General features: G+C 41.5%; 13 protein-coding genes and 2 pseudogenes. 4 read left to right on the top strand and 11 right to left on the bottom strand.

Annotated features, from left to right (window positions below; genetic code table 11):
• The first annotated feature begins 68 nt into the window (after positions 1-68).
• Positions 69-1502 carry a serine/threonine-protein kinase gene (locus ACX27_RS08460; RefSeq protein ID WP_062290880.1) on the top strand — a complete coding sequence of 478 codons (1434 nt, stop codon included), beginning with the start codon at positions 69-71 and terminating at the stop codon, positions 1500-1502.
• Between the two features lie 156 nt (positions 1503-1658).
• Here ACX27_RS08460 and ACX27_RS32810 read toward each other — a convergent pair.
• The 6 genes and pseudogenes from ACX27_RS32810 to ACX27_RS08490 form a co-directional block, all read right to left on the bottom strand.
• A pseudogene (locus tag ACX27_RS32810) lies at positions 1659-2352 on the bottom strand (WD40 repeat domain-containing protein); the annotation flags it as partial.
• 306 nt (positions 2353-2658) lie between these two features.
• Positions 2659-3201 (bottom strand): annotated as a pseudogene (locus tag ACX27_RS33535) (S1 family peptidase); the annotation flags it as partial.
• Between the two features lie 158 nt (positions 3202-3359).
• On the bottom strand, positions 3360-4997 hold the full coding sequence (locus ACX27_RS08475; protein ID WP_062290889.1) for a WD40 domain-containing protein: 1638 nt from the start codon (positions 4995-4997) through the stop codon (positions 3360-3362).
• A 36-nt stretch (positions 4998-5033) separates the two neighbouring features.
• Positions 5034-5825 (bottom strand): S1 family peptidase, encoded by a 792-nt coding sequence (locus tag ACX27_RS08480; protein ID WP_083468699.1) that lies wholly within the window; start codon positions 5823-5825, stop codon positions 5034-5036.
• Positions 5826-5831: 6 nt separating this feature from the next.
• On the bottom strand, positions 5832-6392 hold the full coding sequence (locus ACX27_RS08485) for a COP23 domain-containing protein (RefSeq protein ID WP_062290891.1): 561 nt from the start codon (positions 6390-6392) through the stop codon (positions 5832-5834).
• 601 nt (positions 6393-6993) lie between these two features.
• Positions 6994-7221 (bottom strand): EF-hand domain-containing protein, encoded by a 228-nt coding sequence (locus ACX27_RS08490; RefSeq protein WP_062290895.1) that lies wholly within the window; start codon positions 7219-7221, stop codon positions 6994-6996.
• A gap of 88 nt (positions 7222-7309) precedes the next feature.
• On the opposite strand from ACX27_RS08490, the gene ACX27_RS08495 reads away from it, so the two are divergent.
• From ACX27_RS08495 to ACX27_RS35205, 3 genes are all read left to right on the top strand, one after another.
• The gene (locus tag ACX27_RS08495) at positions 7310-7510 is read left to right on the top strand and encodes a hypothetical protein (RefSeq protein ID WP_062290898.1); all 201 of its coding nucleotides are present in this window, start codon (positions 7310-7312) and stop codon (positions 7508-7510) included.
• A gap of 415 nt (positions 7511-7925) precedes the next feature.
• Positions 7926-13034, top strand: a complete 5109-nt coding sequence (locus ACX27_RS08500) for a trifunctional serine/threonine-protein kinase/ATP-binding protein/sensor histidine kinase (RefSeq protein WP_335337773.1) — start codon at positions 7926-7928, stop codon at positions 13032-13034.
• Positions 13009-13356, top strand: a complete 348-nt coding sequence (locus tag ACX27_RS35205) for a sensor histidine kinase (protein ID WP_335337774.1) — start codon at positions 13009-13011, stop codon at positions 13354-13356. The genes ACX27_RS08500 and ACX27_RS35205 overlap by 26 nt, the downstream gene beginning before the upstream one ends.
• On the opposite strand, the gene ACX27_RS08505 is transcribed toward ACX27_RS35205, so the two are convergent.
• From ACX27_RS08505 to ACX27_RS08525, 5 genes are all read right to left on the bottom strand, one after another.
• On the bottom strand, positions 13353-13829 hold the full coding sequence (locus ACX27_RS08505; RefSeq protein ID WP_062290901.1) for a hypothetical protein: 477 nt from the start codon (positions 13827-13829) through the stop codon (positions 13353-13355). The two genes, ACX27_RS35205 and ACX27_RS08505, sit on opposite strands and share 4 nt — an antisense overlap.
• Positions 13786-14097 (bottom strand): hypothetical protein, encoded by a 312-nt coding sequence (locus ACX27_RS08510; protein ID WP_062290904.1) that lies wholly within the window; start codon positions 14095-14097, stop codon positions 13786-13788. Before ACX27_RS08510 ends, ACX27_RS08505 begins: the two co-directional genes overlap by 44 nt.
• Before the next feature lie 15 nt (positions 14098-14112).
• Positions 14113-14331 (bottom strand): hypothetical protein, encoded by a 219-nt coding sequence (locus ACX27_RS08515; protein ID WP_062290907.1) that lies wholly within the window; start codon positions 14329-14331, stop codon positions 14113-14115.
• 91 nt (positions 14332-14422) lie between these two features.
• Entirely contained in the window at positions 14423-19423 is a 5001-nt protein-coding gene (locus tag ACX27_RS08520; protein ID WP_062290910.1) for a DUF6519 domain-containing protein, read from the bottom strand.
• 242 nt (positions 19424-19665) lie between these two features.
• Positions 19666-22053, bottom strand: coding sequence for a BAR domain-containing protein (locus tag ACX27_RS08525; protein WP_062290914.1), 2388 nt, complete (start codon positions 22051-22053; stop codon positions 19666-19668).
• Between the last annotated feature and the right edge of the window lie 35 nt (positions 22054-22088).

The raw sequence follows: 22088 nt of genomic DNA on the forward strand, positions 1-22088 counted from the left end.
TTGTAATCTCAATAGTAATCCTGTTGAGCAATAGTATAAAAAGAACATAAGGTAAATAAGCAACTGGTATGACATCGCAAAATCTGATTGGTGGACGTTACCAAATTGTTGAAAAACTTGGACAAGGGGGATTTGGGATTACTTTCAAAGCTGTTGACAGACAATTACCTGGAAATCCTTTATGTGTTGTCAAGCAGTTTAAACCTCAAAATCCAGATAATTGGGAAGTTGGAAAAAGATTATTTGAACGGGAAGCAGAGCAACTACAAAAGCTACAAGAGTTAATAAATCACCAACAAATTCCTCGCATTCTTGCTTACTTGACAGAAAATCAAGAATTTTATTTGGTACAAGAATATATTCAAGGTCATGATCTGTCTCAGGAATTAGTATATGGTAAACAACTGAGTGAAACTGATGTAATTCAACTTTTACACGATATTTTAGAAGTATTAAGTTTTGTTCACAAACGTTATTTAATTCATCGGGATATCAAACCTTCAAATATCTTAAGACGTGCATCTGATAATAAAATTTTCTTGATTGATTTTGGTGCAGTTAAAGAACTCACTACTCAAATAGCTAATCTTCAAGGACAGCTAAATTCCGCCACTATTATAGGTAGTAAGGGTTATGCACCTATTGAACAATGTTATGGTCATCCAGTATTAAGCAGTGATATATATGCAGTTGGTGTAATTGCTATTCAAGCTTTAACGGGGATTTTTCCCCCTAATTCAGCAATTTTTACTCCACACAATGGGGAAATTGTTTGGCGCGATCGCGCTCAAGTTAGCCCAGAATTAGCTAACATCATAGACAAAATGGTGCGTCGCGACTACAACCAGCGTTATCCATCAGCAGCAGAAGCACTACAAGCGGTGAATGCACTTATTTTACCTCCCGACATAACACAGCCTACGCCACCAAGCAGAAAAATTTCACAGAAAAAATGGCTGGGTGTGGGAATATTTGCAACTATCACCTCTGCCATTCTATGGCTAGGATTTTCAACTATTCGCCCCCAACCTCAGCCTTTAACTAACGAATATTCTCAATCTGATATCAAAATTAAATATCCAGACAACTGGATAACCAAAAAGCCAGGTGATTTTGGTGGTGAATTAATTCAATTAATCCCCCAAAATCTACAACAAGAAAATTCTTGTAACCCAGAAGTTACTGTCAATAAAACCGAATTATCACAAGTCTTATCTCTCAATGAATATAAAAACATAATTTTAGAACGAATTAAGCAAGATTCTTCTCAGACAAAAATTACTGATACAACCAACTCAACAACTACATTATCTCAATACAATGCCTACAGATTAACTTATTCCCGTCAAGAATATCAATGTCAATTTCAAGTTCTAGAAATTGGAACAGTCAGAGAAGGCAATGCTTACTATATTACTTATATAGCAGAACAAAAAGAATATAATCGATATTTGCCATTGGTTGAAAAAATGATTAATTCATTTGAAATTAAAAATCAATAAATGCGAACATTTGAAAGTAAAATGGTTGTAGTAAGTAGCTCAAATTAAAAGTGAAAGGTCATTACAAGCGGAACTTACTGAAACCATGTAATCGCAGAGTCTCTATTTTACTTTTTTCAACGTTGACCTACTTATTAAAGAAATGGAATAAAATGGCTACTTAGACAGCCGCCAAATTTTGATAGTCTTGTCCCAACTACCACTAGCTAAAGTTCTGCCATCTGGACTAAATGCGACTGAACTAACCCAAGAAGAATGACCATCGAGGGTATAAATTTGTTTTCCTGTGGCGACATTCCAGATTTTGATAGTATTGTCATTACTACCACTAGCTAAAGTTTTGCCATTTGGGCTAAAGGCGACTGAAGAAACCTCACGAGAATTACCATTGAGGATACGAATTTCTTTCCCTGTAGAGATATTCCAGATTTTGATAGTTTTGTCCTGACTACCACTAGCTAAAGTTCTGCCATCTGGACTAAATGCGACTGAAGAAACCCCATAATAATGACCATTGAGGGTACGAATTTCTTGCCCTGTAGAGACATTCCAGATTTTGATAGTCTTGTCATTACTACCACTGGCTAAAGTTCTGCCATCTGGACTATAATGCGACTGAAGAAACCCCATAAGAATGACCATTGAGGGTACGAATTTCTTGCCCTGTAGAGACATTCCAGATTTTGATAGTACTGTCCCAACTACCACTAGCTAAAGTTCTGCCATCTGGACTATATGCGACTGAGAAAACCAAATCATAATGACCATTGAGGGTACGAATTTCTTGCCCTGTAGAGACATTCCAGATTTTAATAGTCTTGTCACCACTACCATTAGCTAAAGTTCTGCCATCTGGACTAAAGGCGACTGAATTAAAACTTTCTACGCCGGCTAATAAACCCTGTTGTTGCGAATGCCCAATCAGCGTCTTCGCTAGAGTAAAGTTAGCTGTTGATGATACATTTGCAACAGGTCGATTTGCTCTCCTTGGTGCTGGCACAGGTGCAACAAGTCGATTTTGTGGGCTTGGTGCTGGCGCACCAGCCACTGGCTGCACAGATGGCGCAAGACTTAAATAAGTCTTCAACGGAATCCCATACACAGTAGTAGCATTTGTATCAGGGCGAGTTGTAGCCCTTCCGTGAATGCCTACTAATTTACCCTGCTCATCTAGTATCGCTCCCCCACTCATCCCTGGAAAACCACCAATGTCATACACAAAGGCATAACCATCTTTTGGGTTTGACACTCGGCTGGAAATTGCACCTCTGATAAACTTGATGTCTGATGTTCCTTGGGGATAACCTGCTACAGAAATATTTATACCTAATGTTATTAGGTCAGAATTACCCTTTTCGGCGACACGGTAATTTTGATTACTAGTGAACTGAAATATAGCTAAATCAACACCGCGAAATTGTTTGACTTGGCTGTGGTTGAAAGTGTATTTTTTGCCGTCTGGTGTGTGTACTGTGTAGTTACCTTCGAGTTGGACTACGTGCCAATTTGTCACCACAGTGTAAATATTACTTTGACGCTCAATAATTACCCCTGAGCCAGTATTTGCACCATCAATGCGGACTGTAATTTGTTGAGCAATTTCAGCAATTTCTGAGGGTGTCAACGCTGTGGCTACTGGTTGGATTATGACTATTGCTGTACCGAATAATAATGCCGAAAGTACACCAGCCACCCTCATGATTGATTCCCCTGATGATTTTGTAATGGTTTTTGTCTAATTGGTACAGCCATACGAGAGTAAATGTAACTGATTGTATGCCTTATTAAATTACTAGAAAATTTGAAAATACAAGGTTGGTTTAATTGGGATAACATCCAAAATCTCAAATTAAATAGCTAATCAGATAGCCGCCAAATTTTGATAGTCGCGTCATTGCTACCACTAGCTAAAGTTTTGCCATCTGGACTAAATGTGACTGAATTAACCGACTCAGAATGACCTTTGAGGGTGGTAATCTCTTGCCCTATGGCAACATTCCAGATTTTGATAGTATCGTCCCAACTACCACTAGCTAAAGTTTTGCCATCTGGACTCAATGCGACTGAAACAACCCAATGAGAATGACCATTGAGGGTACGAATCTCTTGCCCTGTAGCGATATTCCAGATTTTGACAGTCTTGTCTTCACTACCACTAGCTAAAGTTTTGCCATCTGGACTCAATGCAACTGAAAGAACCGAATCAGAATGACCATTGAGGGTACGAATTTTTTGCCCTGTGGCGACATTCCAGATTTTAATAGTCTTATCGTAACTACCACTAGCTAAAGTTCTGCCATCTGCACTAAATGCGACTGAATTAACCGACTTAGAATGACCATTGAGGGTACGAATTACTTGCCCTGTAGTGAGGTTCCAAATTTTGATAGTTTTGTCGTCCAAACTACCACTAGCTAAAGTTCCGCCATCTGGACTCAATGCAACTGAAAGAAACGACTTAGAATGACCATTGAGGGTACGAATTTCTTGCCCTGTGGCGACATTCCAGATTTTAATAGTCTTGTCGTAACTATCACTAGCTAAAGTTCTGCCATCTGCACTAAATGCAACTGAATTAACCGACTTAGAATGACCATTGAGGGTACGAATTACTTGCCCTGTGGTGAGGTTCCAAATTTTGATAGTCTTGTCTTCACTACCACTAGCTAAAGTTCTGCCATCTGGACTCAATGCAACTGAATTAACTGATCCTTCTGTGTATTGCCCTTGAATACCAGCAAATTCATAAAACACCACCCTTTGCGAATCACCAATCAGAGTCTTCGCTAGAGTAAACTTAGCAGCTGATGGCACAGTTACAACTGGCGGATTGGGTAGCTTTGGTGCTGGTGCAGATGGTGCAAGACTTAAATAAGTCCTCAACGGAATCCCTAACACAGTAGTAGCATTCGTATCTGGGCGAGTTGTAGCACGTCCGTGAATCCCGACTAATTTACCCTGCTCATCGAGTATCGCTCCCCCACTCATCCCCGGAAAACCACCGATGTCATACACAAAAGCATAACCATCCTTTGGGTTTGACACCAGACGGGAAATTGCACCCCTACGAAAATCAATGTCTGATGTTCCTTGAGGATACCCCGCTACAGCAATATTTGTCCCTAATGCTACTTGGTCAGAATTACCCTTTTCGGCGATACGGTAATTTTGATTACTAGTAAACTGAAATATAGCTAAATCAACACCTGGAAGTTGTTTTACTTGGCTGTGATTGAATGTATATCTTCGACCATCTGGTGCTTGTACTGTGTAGCTACCTTCGAGTTGGACTACGTGCCAACAAGTAACAACAGTATAAACATTACCTTGATGCTCAATAATTACTCCAGAGCCAGTATTTGCGCCATCAATGCGTACGGTGATTTGTTGAGCGATATTAGCAATTTCTGAGGGTGTCAAGGCTGTAGCGGCTGGCTGCACTATGACTATTGCTGTACCAAATAATAATGCCGATAGTACACCAGCCACCTTCATGATTGATTCCCCTCACACATCAACATTGATAACTGTTCACTGTTCACTGTTCACTGATTTAATCGGTACAGCCATACTAGAACGGGTAATTAGTTCCTGCAAGTGGGGTTCTGGTTGCGAACCATCTTGATAAACTGCCGGTGTCTCCCACAGTGGATCTTGATGTAAGCTATTAATCCCAATCACTTCACCATGTATATTCAGCAATGGCGCGCCACTCATCCCTTTTCGCACATCATTGGTGTATCCAATCTGGTAGCCTTGCTCTAATGCTTTGTCTAACAATAGGGTGACTTTCCCAGATGTAAAGACAAACTGAGTTTTAGTCAGCGTAGACTGCTTTTGAGTTGCTAAATTGTCTATAAATCCACCCACAAACACCTCATCCCCAACTCGTAAACGAGACGCATTAGGGAGGTTAGCGACTGGATAAACTATATCGGGACTACGAAATTGCAACACAGCTAAATCATCCTGCTGCAACTGGGAAATCTGCAAGACAGTAGCTTGATATATACGCCCATCTGGAGTTTGAATTTGATAGGGTGGTTTAGCGGCTCTCAAAACGTGAGCATTGGTAATTACTGTATAAATTTGACCTTGGCGTTGTAGTAAAGTTCCTGAACCTAGTAACTCTGATGTGGTAATTTTGACGGTGATAGTCTGAGCTAATTTTTGCAATTGCTCGACAGAAAGACGATTAGATCGCTCCACTCTGGTAGACTTGCCAGAAACGCCTTGCTGTTTTGAGAGTGCAAAGGAAACACCACCAAGACAAATCAGCAAGCACACCAGATAAATAATTTTGTGTTTGAGCCGCCAGTTCATGCAATATTAAGGAGTCGATGAACTACACTCTTGACCGTCTAAAAATTGCTTGACATCAACATACACATCACCTTCGTCATAAGTAAAAGCTTGACATCCACTTAAATTAATGATTGATTCTCCTCCTGCATCCCGGCGCAAACTCAGCATTTGCTGTAAAACTCTACCGGTGTCAGTTCCAGGTTTTAGGGTGACTAATATATTGTCTGCTGTGCAAGGTACGCCTCGGCGGTTAGAAATACACAATACTGGGTAGCCGTTAAAGTTATCTCGGCTGGTGATGAAAAGTGCGCCGTTATCGTAGTAGCGTTGAAATCTGGCAGAGACTATCCTACAACGTTGTGCTGAGGATACTTTTTTAAAGTCGTTAGCAACCCAACGAATCAGCGTTTGATTTCCCCGTGCAGTGCGTACTTTGGTGACAGGTACATTTCCTTCTTGAGTACAGAAGAATTTGTTACCGTCTGCGTAACTTGGTTCAGTTATAGAAATCCCCAAAAATAGAAGCGAAGTCACGGATGCTGCTGCTAATCCTGGTAATAATTGAGCCACTAACCTTAGCTGCATATACCAACTACTAATTGCTAAAATACACCTATGCAATTAAGCTACAACATTTAATCCGGTTTTTTCGCATTTGCTTTATTTTGTTTCACAAAGTCACATATGAACCTGCTTGCAACCAGCAATTTTAATTGCTAAAGCTTGAACATTATAATCGATATTTGCCATTGGTAGAAGCTATGATTAATTTATCTGAAATTAAAACTCAATATAATATACGAACATTTGAAAGTAAAATTTCGTAGTAATTATCTCAATTTAATTAAAAATAAAATGTCATTAAAATTGGAACTTAATGAATCCAAGTAATCGCAGAAAAAAATTGAACCAATGCCTGCTGAAGCAGGAAAAAACAGCGATATGACTATCAATATGAACCTAATGGGTCTGCTATCAAGTTGGGTATTTAAATATCTACAAATTACAGTTTTTTGGGATTAATTATTACTAAAAAATAAAAAAACAGAAATAGCAATTAGTTATTTGCTGAATCATTATCATCATTAGTTACACTTAGCAGGAAGCGGAGGGGAAAGATTCTCCCCCTTGCGTCCTGCACAAGAACTAGGTATACACGGCAATGTTGGGTTGGTGAACTACTAGGTTAAATACTTGCTTCTTGGACTGCTTGCTTTAACTCTTCAAAGGTAATACTACCATCTTTGTCTGAATCATACTGTACTATCAACTCTTGGGGGCTAGTGGTATTTGTTTGTGATGAAATGACTGCACTTAAGCCAGGACTTAAAAAAAGCTCATTAATGGAGATTTTGCCGTCTTGATCGCGGTCTAAGGTATTAAAAAGGGATCGAAGTTCTTGCTCGGTTGTCATAAGTTTTTATCTGAATTAATCTTTCACTTTAATATTTCAAAAATAAACAAACTTATATCAAAAGGCGTAAAAGTAGGTTTCTCTGGGGTTGAGATTAGCAGAACAAAACAAGCTCAACCAAAAAATTCACCCCATCCACTGCACCCAATCGGGAGCCGCCGCCGACTACCCAAACAACTGTGGCTGTGCCTCCTCAAACGCCACAAAATCAATTCTCAATTGCGAATTAGTATTGCCTGCTGCCACCACAAATCAGTGGGGTTTTCCTGTCCCTTCAGATCCTCATTAATGAGGAGTGTGGATGGTAAATGTCACCGCAATAGTCCGTATTCAAAAATGAACTCAACGAGATTGGTGACAATCCCGTTGGTTTTCAAAACCGCGCGTAACAGTTTCCCGTTATACCAATTCTCTATGCAGGCTTATAGAAAATTGGTATTAGTTCCTTTGACAGATCGCAATCTCTGGATATTGCTATCGAATTTTACAACATACCTTAGTTTTCAAAATGTAAAAAATAATTGAAAGTATCAAGTTGAAAAATATTAATTTTTGCTAATTAATCTCAAGAAATTTAGAGGAGCTACCCAAGCAACAATTAGGTTCTAAGGGATTATAGCGTTTCTAGCAAGTGAGTTAGAAATCACTATGATTTGGGAAAAATACTGTAAATAAATCAGTCTACTTTACCCAAATTACTTAAAATGACTACAGCAGTTGAGCCACTTACCAAGCTTCTGGGTTATCGAATTAGCGAGCGACTTTATGAAGGCTCTAGAACCCTAGTTTACCGAGCAATTCGCACGGTGGATCAACTGCCAGTAGTCATCAAGATACTTAAACAAGAGTATCCATCATTTAATGAATTGCTGCAATTCCGTAATCAGTACGCCATTGCTAAAAATCTTGACTTTGCGGGTATTGTTCGTCTTTACAACTTGGAACATTACCACAACAGCTATGCACTGGTAATGGAGGATTTTGGTGGTATTTCTTTACGAGAATGGATACATAAAGAAATTAACAGCAATGGCGGCTCTCTTTGGCAGAATCACCTGAAAGCTTTTTTGGAAATTGCGATCGCTCTAGCAACAATTCTTGATGAACTTTATCGTCACCGGATCATCCACAAAGACATTAAGCCTGCCAATATTTTAATTAATCCAGATACCCAGCAGGTGAAGTTAATAGATTTTAGCCTTGCTTCCTTACTGTCTAGAGAAACCCAAGAAATTTATAGTCCTAATATTTTGGAAGGAACACTCGCCTATGTATCTCCAGAACAAACCGGACGGATGAACCGAGGTATTGATTACCGCAGTGATTTCTATTCTCTAGGGGTAACTTTCTTTGAACTACTTACCGGAAAATTACCTTTTCAATCTAACGATCCAATGGAAGTAGTTCACTGTCATATTGCTAAACAACCCTTATTAGAAGGCAGAAGGCAGGGGGCAGGAGGCAGAAGGGAAGAAATTCCGCCAGTGATTGCAAATATAGTGATGAAACTGATGGCGAAAAATGCTGAAGACCGCTATCAGAGTGCATTAGGACTGAAAAATGATTTAGAGATATGTCTCAACCAACTGCAAACAACTGGGCAGATTGCGCCATTTGAGATTGGACAACGAGATGTGTGCGATCGCTTTATCATCTCAGAAAAGCTCTATGGTCGTTATAACGAAGTAGCAACTTTACTAGCAGCTTTTGAGCGAATTTCGCAAGCAAGTAGCGAACTTATGCTAGTAGCTGGTTTCTCTGGTATCGGCAAAACTGCTGTAGTCAACGAAATTCACAAACCGATTGTGCGCCAGCGCGGTTACTTTATTAAAGGTAAATTTGACCAGTTTCAGCGCAACATTCCCCTATCTGCTTTTTTACAATCATTTCGTGATTTGATTGGGCAACTGCTGAGTGAAAATGATACGCAATTAGATCAATGGAATAACAAAATTCTCGCGGCTTTAGGAGAAAACGCCCAAGTCATTATTGAAGTAATTCCCGAACTAGAACTGATAATTGGTAAACAACCTGCTGTTCCTGAACTCTCTGGTAGTGCTGCTCAAAACCGCTTCAATATCTTATTTCAAAAATTTATTCAGGTGTTCACGACGCAAGATCATCCACTGGTGATCTTTATCGATGACTTGCAGTGGGCGGATTCTGCTTCTCTCAAGTTTATCCAACTGTTAATGAGCGAGATAGATACCCGATATATGTTGCTAATTGGGGCTTACCGAGATAACGAGGTTTCTACAACCCATCCCCTGATGCTGACGCTGCAAGAAATTGAAAAGTCACAGGCTACAGTCAATACCATTACTCTTGCGACCCTAGATCAGCCCTCAGTAAACCAATTGGTTGCTGATACATTCAGTTGTTCCCTAGAGTTGGCCTTGCCATTGACAGAGTTGATATTTAGCAAAACTCAAGGGAATCCCTTCTTCACAACTCAGTTTCTCAAAGCACTATACGAAGATCATCTAATTACATTCAATTTTCAAGGTGGTTATTGGGAATGTGACATTGCACAGGTGCGATCGCTTGCCCTTACTGATGATGTGGTAGAGTTTATGGCAGTTCAACTCCAGAAGTTACCCCAAGCGACTCAAGAAGTGTTGCAGTTAGCAGCTTGTATTGGTAACACTTTTGACTTGGAAACACTAGCGATCGTTTATCAACAATCCCCGACTCAAACCGCCAAAGATTTGTGGCTAACTCTCAAAGATGGGTTGATTCTACCGCAAAATGATGTTTATAAGTTTTACCAGGATTCGTCATTAGAAAACACCGAACAAAGGATAAAGGATAAAGGCCAAACAACAGTCGCTTATAAATTTCTACATGATCGCGTCCAGCAAGCTGCTTATTCATTAATTCCCCTAGACCAGAAGCAAGCAACTCACCTGAAGATTGGGCGACGCTTGTTAGAAAATACATCCGCAGCAGACCAGCAAGAGAAAATTTTTAATATTATTAACCATCTCAACTTGGGATCTGAATTGATTACCACTCCTAGTGAACGAGAGCCATTAGCGAATCTCAATTTGATCGCAGGTCGTCAGGCAAAGTCTGCAACAGCATACGAAGCGGCAGTGAGGTATTTTAATACAGGCATAATGTTGCTCGAACCGCAAAGCTGGCAGACTCAATATGATTTAACACTCTCTTTGTATTCAGCAGCAGCAGAAGCAGAATACCTGAATACAAACTACGAGCAAGCTAATTTGTTGATACAGACACTTCTCGAAAATGTCAAAGATACATTACAAAAAGCCAGTGTTTACGAAATTAAAATTCAATCTTTAATTTCGCAATCTCAGATGCAGTCAGCGATAGACATAGCATTAGAAGTTTTGCAGATGTTAGGTGTCAGTTTAGAGCCAGAAGCGATCGCCACCTTAGATATTGAAGCATTAATTGACCTACCAGAAATGACCGACCTAGATAAACTAGCAGCACAGCGAATATTGATGACCGTCGCTCCTGCGGTGTTCCTAGCGAATCCCCAGATGTACCCATCAATTATCTTTACAATGGTCAATCTGTGCATCAGATATGGCAATTCTAACCTTGCTGCTTATGCCTATGTCACCTATGGATTATTGCTTTGTGGTGGGGGGGATATTGAGTCTGGCTACAAATTTGGTCAAATGGCAATCAAGTTGTTAGATCGCTTTGATAGCAAGAAGCTGAAATCTAAAATCTATATGATGTTTAATAGCAGCATTCGCCATTGGAAAGAACACTTTCAAGCTACCTTGGAACCTTTGCAGGAAGGATTTCAGCTTGGGTTGGAAACTGGTGATTTAGAATTTGCTTGCTACAATGCTACGACATATTGCGATTTTGCTTTTCATGCTGAGTCAGAGCTAGAAACAGTCCTTGGTAAGCAAACTCAGTATACTGAGATTATTCAAAATTTAAAACAAGAATATCAGCAAATTCAAAGTCAAATCAGTAGACAATTTCTCTTAAATTTAAGTGGTCGCGCAATTGATAAGTTGCGTTTGGTGGGTGAGAGTTGCAATGAAACAGAAATGTTGCCAATCTGGATTAAATATCAGGTGGGATTCATCTTATTTTTTGTATATTTATACAAATTAATTCTGGCCTATTTCTTTGAAGTTTATCCTGATGCGATAGAAAATCTGCGACTAGCCCAACCATACAAAAACGGTACTAGAAATACAGTTCATTTTATAGAATACAACCTGTATTCGTCTTTATCACTCCTGGCACATTACCCAGATGTATCAGCCAGCGAACAACAACAATATCTCCAACAGGTAGCTGAAAACCAAGCCCAGATGCAGCATTGGGCAACTCATGCGCCAATGAACTTTCAACATCTGTGGTGTTTGGTCGAAGCAGAAACAAACCGGGTATTGGGTAACAAAGCCGCCGCTATCGAAATGTATGACCAAGCTATAGAAAATGCTAAACAGCAGGGCTATATTCAACCAGAAGCGATCGCTAATGAACTCGCAGCTAAATTTTATCTGAACTGGGGCAAACAGCAACTAGCACAAACCTACATGATTGAAGCTTATTACTGCTATACCCGTTGGGGTGCTAAAGCCAAAGTTACTGATTTAGAAACTCGTTATCCCCAACTTTTAGCTCCGATCCTGGAAAAAGGATCTGGCATTTTCTCTACCAATGAAACAATCGTTGTCTCTGGCCGGACAAGTTCTCACAATTCCTCTTCTTCAGGTAATACTAATGCTTTTGTGGCTTTAGATTTAGCAGTAATTCTCAAAGCCTCTCAAACTCTTTCGAGTGAAATTGAATTAGAAAAACTTGTCTCTAGTTTACTGCACGTTACTCTAGAAAATGCTGGAGCTGATAAGTGTGCATTGCTGCTATCTGAGAACGATCATTTGGTAGTGCAAGCGATCGCCAATCTAGATAATTCTGTAACATTACTCCATCCACAACCAATAGAAGAAAGCCTAGAAGTACCCTTGAGCTTAATCAACTCTGTGAAACGGAGTTTGCAACCATTGGTGATTGTTGATGCAACTGTACATTCTAGATTTACTCATGATCTATATATTCAGCAGCACCAGCCTAGAAGTATTTTGTGTAGCCCAATATTGCATCAAGGGAAATTGTTGGGCATTTTATATCTAGAAAATAATCATTCTATTGGCGCATTTACTGATGATCGCGTCGATATATTGAACCTTCTTTGTACTCAAGCCGCTATTTCTCTGGAAAATGCCCGTTTGTATCAAAAATCACTGCAAAATACTCAACAATTAGAGCGATCGCTACAAGAAGTGCAGCAGATGCAGTTGCAATTAGTCCAGAGTGAAAAGATGTCAGCCTTGGGAAATCTTGTGGCTGGCGTTGCACATGAAATCAATAATCCCGTTGGCTTTATTGCTGGCAATATTGAACCAGCTAAAGATTATGTTCAAGATTTATTTGGGTTAATCAACCTCTACCAAGAAAAGTTTCCCGATCCTGGCCCAGAAATTGAAGATGAAATTGAAGCGATCGATTTGGAATACTTGCGCGAAGATTTACCCCAGTTGCTTGACTCCATGAATTTGGGTGCTAATCGGATTCGTAGTATCAGCAACAGTTTACGAACCTTTTCCAGAACTGATCGAGATTACAAAGTCCCTTTCAACATTCACGAAGGAATTGACAGTACAATTTTAATTCTCAGACACCGTTTGAAAGCCACTGAATTGCGTCCAGCAATAGAGGTGAAAAAAAAATTATGGTGTACTACCTTTAGTAGAGTGCTTTGCTGGACAACTCAATCAAGTCTTTATGAATTTGTTAGCAAATGCCATTGATGCTCTAGAAGAATCTAATCAAGGCAAGAGTATGGAAGCGATCGCGGCTAAACCTAATTGTATTACTATCCAAACTAGTTTAGACCAATCAGGTCAGCACGTTGTGATTCAAATTGCCGACAATGGTGTAGGAATGTCTCAAGAAGTAAAGCAGAGAGTATTTGACCATTTGTTCACTACCAAAGCTGTGGGCAAAGGAACGGGATTAGGATTAGCTATTGCCCGTCAAATTGTAGTGGAAGCTCATGGCGGCACAATTGAAGTAGATGTTATTCCCCATGAGAAGACAGAGTTTGTAATTACATTGCCAATTAAGGTTTAATCGCTAGTTATTTGTAAGCGAGTGCTTAACTGTTTTTGTTTTTGGGTTAATGCCTGAATTTGTTGACTACGAACAGCATTAATTTCTTGGGCTAATTGTTTGCTATTCGGTAATTTATTGCTGTCTACTTTAACATCAATGGCGTATAATTCTCCAATTTTGAAGGTGATACCCTTGGGAGATTGATAAAGAGTTTTGTTGTTCTGATCCAGCACTTCAATATTGATTTCGGTTTTTTTTTCTCCAAATTCTTTGAGTAAATCTTCACTATATTCCAAACGGTAGAAACCATCTTTATCTGTTATTGTTCTACCCAGGCGCTCATCTAATTTGCGATCGCCTGTAGATGCTTTGACAGTGACGTTGGGTAGACTGATGCCGCTTTTCTCATCAACAATGCGTCCTGCGATAACGAAGCGTTCACTTTGTTTAATAAATATTGTTTGGCGACGTAAATCGGCAATTTTTTTCAAGAAATTGCTGCCGTTGAAGTAAACCCGATCTGATCGCTTCGGTGCGTACACGAACTTCTGCACGCTGTTGTTCACGGGCTTGCTGATAATCGCTATCAATCTGATTGGTCAAGTCTTGCAAGAATTTTACAGCACTTTGGGGTATTTCTAAGTTTGATAAATCTTGTCTAGTCTGCGTGTTCTCTGCTTGAATTATCAGTCCTTGCAAATCTTCAACAAGCTTGTTTGCAAAATCTTCTAGGTTGATTTTGAGGCGATGATTGCTCATGGCTATCCTCCGAGTTTATGCAGAAATGTTGATTTGAGGAACGTTTAACCCTTGTTGAATATTAGAATTTTGTCCTTTGAGTTGAATAGGAAAACCTGCTCGACTGACGTTACTTGTGATTGAACCATGTTGCAATTTAGTAATCAGCAAACAAGGAGTAACTGCTGGATTAGCAACGAAAAAATCAATGTAGTTAAAAGGCAAGTAGGCGTAAACAATGTTATTAGCTTCCATAGATGTGTGGGGGTGTAGGGAAGAAAATTTCTTTCATGTTTAAGGATGAAATTTTTTATCGTGACTATCTTCTACATCCGGTGTTTTTCAATTAAAGATTTCGTAACAGATTGTTAGCAATCACGCTTTGCTCAATATTACTAATGTTTCCTACTGGGATAGTGGAATGATTAGAAGCATGATTGCTAGTAAAAATCAGAGAATTGATGCCAGCTATGACAAAAGCAGAAATATTTAATAAACCTTCAGGAACATGGAAGTGATTACCTTGAACATTAGCTTGAGTGTACTGCAATTGAGTTGGGATTGGCTGGTTTAACTGATTGGCAGACAATGCCAAAGCGAGTGTAGGTGCAAAGGTTTGAGGTTGGTATTTACTTAATGTTGTAACGTTGCCAAAGTCAGACGAAGGTTCGGCATTACCCCAGGCTAATTCTACACCGCGATTTTGAGAAATATCATTATCAGCGATCGCTACTGTCCCAAACACATTAGTCAGACGCACACCTCCCACAGGGTTGTATTGAATGCTGTTATCTGTAAATACTAAATCAAATATAGTTTCTAAGTTAACGGCAGCAGGTATAAATCTCCGTCTGGTTTCGCTGCTGCAATTATTGACACGATTATTATGCAAACGGCAAAAAGCCGCGCCTTGAATATCAATACCTCCTTTTGCAAGGCTGAAATTTGCCAGATTAGCTGATTGAGCGCAGTCACTAATGCGATTAGCTTCAACATCAAGGTTAATTACCAAGGCATTTTCGTTAATGAAAATACCAGCCCCACCCATGTAGCTGATTTGATTGTGGCGGAGTTTGAGTTTAACAAGAATTTCTGGCACATCATTTGCGCCTTGGATGTCGATGCCATGACCTATGCCACCCAGAATTTCGTTATTATCAATTAAAGTTTCCGTTACACCAAATAAAGGATTATTAGCTGTGAAACCAGCCTGATCATTAAATATCTGCCGTTGGATGGCTTGAGCAATCAACACAAACGTCATCACTGCCTGTAAGTTTAAGGATAGCCGGATGCCACCCCTTGTCCAAGTATCAGGGTTAATATCGGCAGGCACAAGGATATGATTGCCTACTATTCGACAACCAGCCCCTTTCGCAAAGATGCCGTAACTGTTGATATAGGGTAATATTGCTTGGGCAAAAACATTCAAAGCATCCCTTAGCACTGAAGTATTACCGGGATTTTGCAAGGCGGTGGTAAGTGTTGAGGCTGCTGTTCGCAGGTTAGTATCATTAATTCTGCTGCTATTGTTAATGTCAGTTAACGCTGCTGTTGCTTGCCTTCTGGCTGCATCAGTTGTAAGTTGAGTGGCATTATTTTGAAAACTTTGAATAATATTGAGTAAATCGCTAGTTGAACCTTCTTGCAGTGCCAGTCCCAAGGGTGCAAAAATATCAACGTTATTCAAAGCAGTTGTCAGATTATTAGCGTCGGCGATAGAAATTTGACGCTCTTGTATGGTGATATGGTTATCGAGGATCGCTAACTCAAAAATGTTGCTAGCGATCGCAGTATCAAAGCTACGAATTTGATTGGCAACAATGCGATAATCTGCTTCTAAAAAGCCCTCAGATTCCTGTTGCCATTTGATGAAACGCTGCTGGAGTGATTGCAGTAAGTTTCCAACCACTACTACAACAGGTTGCAAGTTTGGATTATTCGTTGCTGTTTGCTGCCATTGCTCAATTAACTGGGCAACAACACTAATTATCCCCGCCATCAAGTAACGCCACAACAGCACCAACAAGTCAACATTGGCAGCAGCAAAATTAGTTTCTATGAGTACAGATTGACCAGTAATAGTATGCAGGCGGTTGTGCGTAATTCCCAATCCACCTAATGTCCAAAATTCTGTCAGACGAATACAAAAATCTCTGGCTTCGATATCATTTTCTCTGATTTGCAAAGCGATGATAGGTAATGGCCAATTACGTCGGTTTTGGGAATTGCTGAGGTAAGAGTATAGGTAATTAGCTAAGAGATATAAGGCGGGAAAGTTAAGATTAGTCCGATAAAGTACAGATTGCACTCGATTCACAACTGTTTGTAAGTCCCATCGGCCTATCAGTCGCGTTAACAGTAACCACACCGCTAATAATGATGCGTCATCGTCATCGTTACCATAGAAAAAAGTAATTTCCTGCACTGTAGACAATATATCTTCTATGGCTTGTGGGAGTAGGAAATTAGTTATACCGATGCGGCTATTGGTGATGCGATTACCTGTAATTAAGGTGCGGTAACTACCTGCAAAACTCAAAGCTGCACCTCCAGAACAAGTTACCCGATTGGCTTCCCAACGTCCTTGATGCAGCCAAAAGACTTGCAAACCTTGGCTTTGAGCCTGAATTTGGTTAGCGATCGCATCACTAGCAAACGACCAATTAATATAGATAGCAATATCTCCTTGCAGGTGACTATCACGCAGTTTGCAGTTTTGCCAAATCACAGCTTTGATCGCAGTGCCAAAGTTAGTATTACTAGGCGTTAAAAATAATTCATCCAGTTGTGCGATTAACTGACGGTAAACAGACAACTTGTTACCATTGCCCAAATCAATTGCCAAAAAGCTATCAAATGTATTGAAACTCCCATCTGGTCTGGGTCTAGGAGATAATAAAGGACGCAAATCACAATGCTCAATTTGCCAGTCTAAGGCTTGGATTGTCCAGATGCCATAAAAGCGATAGCGAATGCCTACATGATCAAGTTGGAGTTTGGTAATACCACCCGGATAAACTGTGGGTGGTGGCTCTGGTTGTGTCTCTCCAAACTGCACATTGTCAATCCAAAATTCTTGTCCTCCAACCGCAAATCTACTAATAGCACCTGTCAGCGTCAACAGTCCCACCCGGCCTGGGGTGACACTCACTTGCACACCACCAATACTTTGTCCATTCACTTCGACCAGATCACCAAGGTTACGAAATACACCATTGATTGAGAGATTCACGTTACCGCCAAAATCGGCAAATCTGACTGTGACTTGATTGGGAGGTGCAGCAAACTCGAATTGAAAATTGATATTGTTACATTGTAATTCTGGACTTGTGCCGCCAGCCCTGTTACCAGCATCTATTCTGGCAAAACCATTACTAGTATTTTGACCATTGCTCCATTGAAATTCTCTAGCTGTGACAGTGACACCAGAAGGTGCAGGGAATGTCTCACCGACACGATACGTAGTGCCAACAGCTACGCCAGAAAAATCGATGCGGTTGATAGTGGGTGAATTACCTTTAGTCTCAGGTGCGGCTGGCAGGCGATCGCCAATTAATCCTAAAATGCCGATATCTGCAACGATGCGGCATTTTTCTAAAACTACATCTTCTATATGAGTCAGTTTTAAGGCGCAGGTAAATTCGTTGTTGTCTGAATTCAAAGAAGATAGATTTACCAAAGTAGCGTGGCGAATTTGTAGAACTTGGCTTGCTGGTCTATCTTCATCCTGGCGAGTTTGAATCAGTGCTGGGGTATTTTCGCCAACAATTAAAAGATGCTCAAGTTCAATATGGGAGGCATTTTGTAACACAATACCCCCTAGTCCCGATTCAGTTGTACCGATTAATTCTAGTGTGGTGACATCACTTTCCCCAGAAATATTGATGTGATGGGCATTAGTCAAATTCAACACCCCATTTACACGATGCACACCATGTCCTAAACAAATGCAGCCACCCCCAACGGCGATCGCGCGATTAATGGCTTGTTGCACATTATCTCCTGGTCGGACGCGAATACAGCAACCGCGATCGCTCAGATCGGTTAGCGGAGGAAATTCGGGACGGCAATCCTGTAAAACTTCCCAACTACCTGCATTATCGAGTTCCAGTAGTGCTAAATGGCAGTAATGATGAATAATGCCGTGGGGTGGTTCTAACAAAGGATTACCACTATCATCTCTGTTCCACAGCACATCTTGGCCAATGGTGCGGGCAGGAATTAGCCAGTGATCCCCAGTCAGGTAGTTACCACCAGGTTCAAACCAAACTTCAACACCATCTTCTAGGGCAATCCAAGCCCCTTCTTGAACAGGAATTGCCCCATCAATTAGCTCTAGTTCTGTAGTGCTACCATCAAGATTGGTGGCGATCGTTTCTTGATGATCCCAGCGTTTCACCTTGGGTGTGCGGGGAAAATCGCTTCTAGAGGCGTTACCACGTAGTTCTAATTGATCGCCTCCAGCCCGTGCTAACTGTATTAACGTTCCGGGCTGCTGGTAAAGTTCGCGGGTATCATCGAGTAATTCTACCCACTGGTCAGTAGCAAAACGCAGTACCGCATCTCGTCCAATACTTCTGACCACTAAAGTATCGGTGTTGGGTGTATCTGGTGCTAACCACTCAGTCACAATAGAGCCATTATCCCGTGACCATTTGAATGTAGCTGTCCCGGCTGCACCGCCTTGGTGAATTTCCACACGGTAAAGTTGGTTTTCCAAACGGCGATAGCCTGCCTGTGCTGGTACTAAACAGGGGCGATTTTCATCAGGATTCGGTGTAGACCTGGCTTTGAGTTGGCTATTACCTTGGGCATTACTAGGCAACCAATCCTCAAAATCAGCACATTCAGGGGTCGAGTCATCAGGATTGGTCACTTGTTCTAGCTTCACTTGCCAGATAGTTTTCAGACGCGTGGCGGTATCAGGGCCAACTAGGGCAATTTCTTTAATTTCGGGGTCTTCTATAGCTGTAATTGGCCGTTGCCAAACATCTAGATAAGCCAGATAAATTCCTGGTTCTGTAGGCAGTTCGTAATCAGGCAAGTCTGTTTGTGCAGTAATATCTACAGGATTTTCTGCTTCATTTTCGCAGAGAATACCATCAACATAACAGCGACCCGGTGCAATGATCAGACTATCGCCATCCACTTGCATAGCAAAACCTGGCGCACCTTTCGGCACACCACATCGCCCAATTACATCAATACGCGTAGTTTCATCTAAATAGGTAGCAATATCTTGGGCTTCGTTCCAGTCAGCATCCATCTGCACACGACCTTGCTGCATTCGGACACTGCTGTAGTGTTTGCGCGGATCAAAAGTTGATTTAGTAATATCACTCATAAATATCCTGAAAAAATAGAGTAATCAATTCAAAATTTCAAGTCACATAGAAAATTCCAGCTGCTAAACCAAAGCGGAGATATTCATCTAGGGCAATGCGGAGATTGGCTTCCCGTTGTGGTTGCTTGAGGAAACTGAATGCACCCATTTCGGAATTATCTGCCGCTCCGGTACGAATTTGTACAGGGCAGGTGAGACTTAATTGGCAGTAGGCGGGATCACCATACCGAATAGAGGTAAAACTAGGAATGAGTTGTTGCTGAACACGCTGTTGGATGTCCGCTTGTTCGGTAACAGTGAGCGATCGCCCTAATTTTTTTTTGTCTGAGTTCCTGCTGGATGCTAACTTCTAACTCTGGCTGACAACGATAGCGGCGGGGAGTGCGAGAGGTGGGAGGCACATAACTGAAACGCAGACATCCAATTTGACGGCGTTGAGCAATGGCGGCGGCGGTGAAAATGACCTCAGAACCCAAATCGAAGGCTTGGACGTAGCTAGACCCCAAAATAGTGCTGCGTTCGATGCGGGTAGGGGGTGCGGCTTGAGTGGGTGTGGGAGAAGCGATCGCACTGGCGACTGTATCTAATCCCCAAGTCTTCACAGTGTTGGCATCTGTGGCGGTAGCTGCAAAGGATATATGTCTGCTCTCTGCCTGGGAAACAATGATCAATCGCTGCTCGAATTTCTCCACCTGGGCATTAATTGGGGCAATTTGCAAGGCAGTTTCTAAGATGCTGCGGGCTGTATCGATATCGTTGGCAGCATCCAAAGATAAGGTAAATGTCTCACCACTACTCAAGTTGACTTCTACTTCTCCCGCAGGTAAGGGAAAAGCTCCAGGTTCAGAAATTAAGATATGTCCTGCTTCAGTGGCATCTAAAATGCTGTCAGTGATTTGTAGTGCTGCTAGGGTTTGTGGTAGGTAAACTGCCCCTGTGATACTGTGGTCTAATTCCACTACCAAACGATTATTTGTTTCGCCCTCGGTGGTGCTTGGTTGTACAGTCAAACCACCGTTCTGGGGGACTAAGGTGGTGTGGGCAACCCGGAGTTTTCCTAAATTCCCTGGTTGGACAGTTACTTTACCTGCAATTAATAAGCCATCTAAAGTTAGCTGACCAGGGTTTTCATTACTACTGGGAGCAGTACCCAAAATATACCAGTCGCCCTGCAAATGCGATCGCCGTTGGTTGGGGATTAACTGCCCAATTCGTCGTTCTCTGACTCCTACTAACTCTGGTATTTCCACTTCTGCCCAGTTAGCAGCGATCATCAGCAAAGCCGCACCAGAGGGAATTCTAATGGGAGCGATCGCGGTTTGATCAGTGGTGTATGTTTGATTATCCATCAGAGCGATCGCTCCGGTGGGTGGCATGAAACTAGCGGGTAGTGGTTCACCAGGATGGGATATTGCCCAGTTATTTAAGGTTGCTTCCCAAGCATCAACCTGACTGTGCCAAGCAGTAATTGCTGCCCCTAAAGTTGTGAAAATCTCTTCACTGCCTACAGGGGTATACTCACGGCTGACTCCTACTTGCCAGTTGATGGGACGGGGTAAGGCATTATCTAACCCATCCCAACGATTGTATGCACCACCCCCCAAATCACCACTAAAGCCGTAGGCATAACTGACTAAAACTTCTGTTGGTAATTCTGCACTGTTGGGAATTGCCAACCGACCCAGAACCGGGTCAACAGCAACAGTCCGGGGAACATTTGGGCGTAGCCAATTGGACTCAGGAGCATTAGGTAAACCACTGAGATTGCAAATACTCATTTGTGCTGGGGGAATTTCTACCCCATCGAAGAACACCCGCAACACAGGAGGATTATTGAAATAGTCTGTAGTTGGAGGTTGATTTTGGGCTAGGGCTTCGACTTCATCATAAAGCGATCGCCTGCGTAGGGGTGTGGGGACGTTAATCTCTGCGGCTAGGTGGGTAATTTCGGTTTCTGGGCGGGGACGATTAAATAGGGGCATATCTTGCCCTAAGGGATTAATCCAGTAAAGCCCAGTGGAATTATCAATTACGGCTTTGGCTGTCACTCGTTCTAGGGGATATGCCTGCAATCGCCAAAGAAATATGCCAATGTTGGGGATGTTGTAATAACCCCGGCGGCTGTTGATGCGGCGCACTTCACCAGTATAGGTGGCTGTTTCAAAGGGGGTGGCAATCAGCTCTAAGGCGTTGGTGTCTCGCAAATCAGGGGTGCGGTGATTTTGCAGTCGGATATGATTCAAGTATTGCGTGGTGGATAATCGCTCAAAAAATTCCACAACCCGCGCTGTCCATTGAGTAACATCCCGCGCTAATTGCTCTAAAACTGTTGCTGTACCTTTACGTTGCCGATAAGCTAAGGTATTCGCTACATATGACCGTTGGCTGTCAAAGTTTTGCAGGGGACGCACTGCCAATAAATCGCCAATGTACGGCACTACCCAGTCTTCGCAGGTTTCGATGAATGCGTTGTCATACAGTTGATCAATGTCGGCTTCTATATCTAGCAACTGTGATTCGATTAATGCCATTAATGCCCGCAGTGCTTGCCCTTGACTGGGTTCACTATCCCGAATGCGGTAGATGGCTGGCAGGAGGTTGTAGAGGCGATCGCTAACGTTGGGATTCATATCAATTCAAAATTCAAAATTACTGAACAAGTGCG

The sequence above is a fragment of the Nostoc piscinale CENA21 genome, from assembly GCF_001298445.1.
Classification (GTDB): Bacteria; Cyanobacteriota; Cyanobacteriia; order Cyanobacteriales; family Nostocaceae; genus Nostoc_B; species Nostoc_B piscinale_A.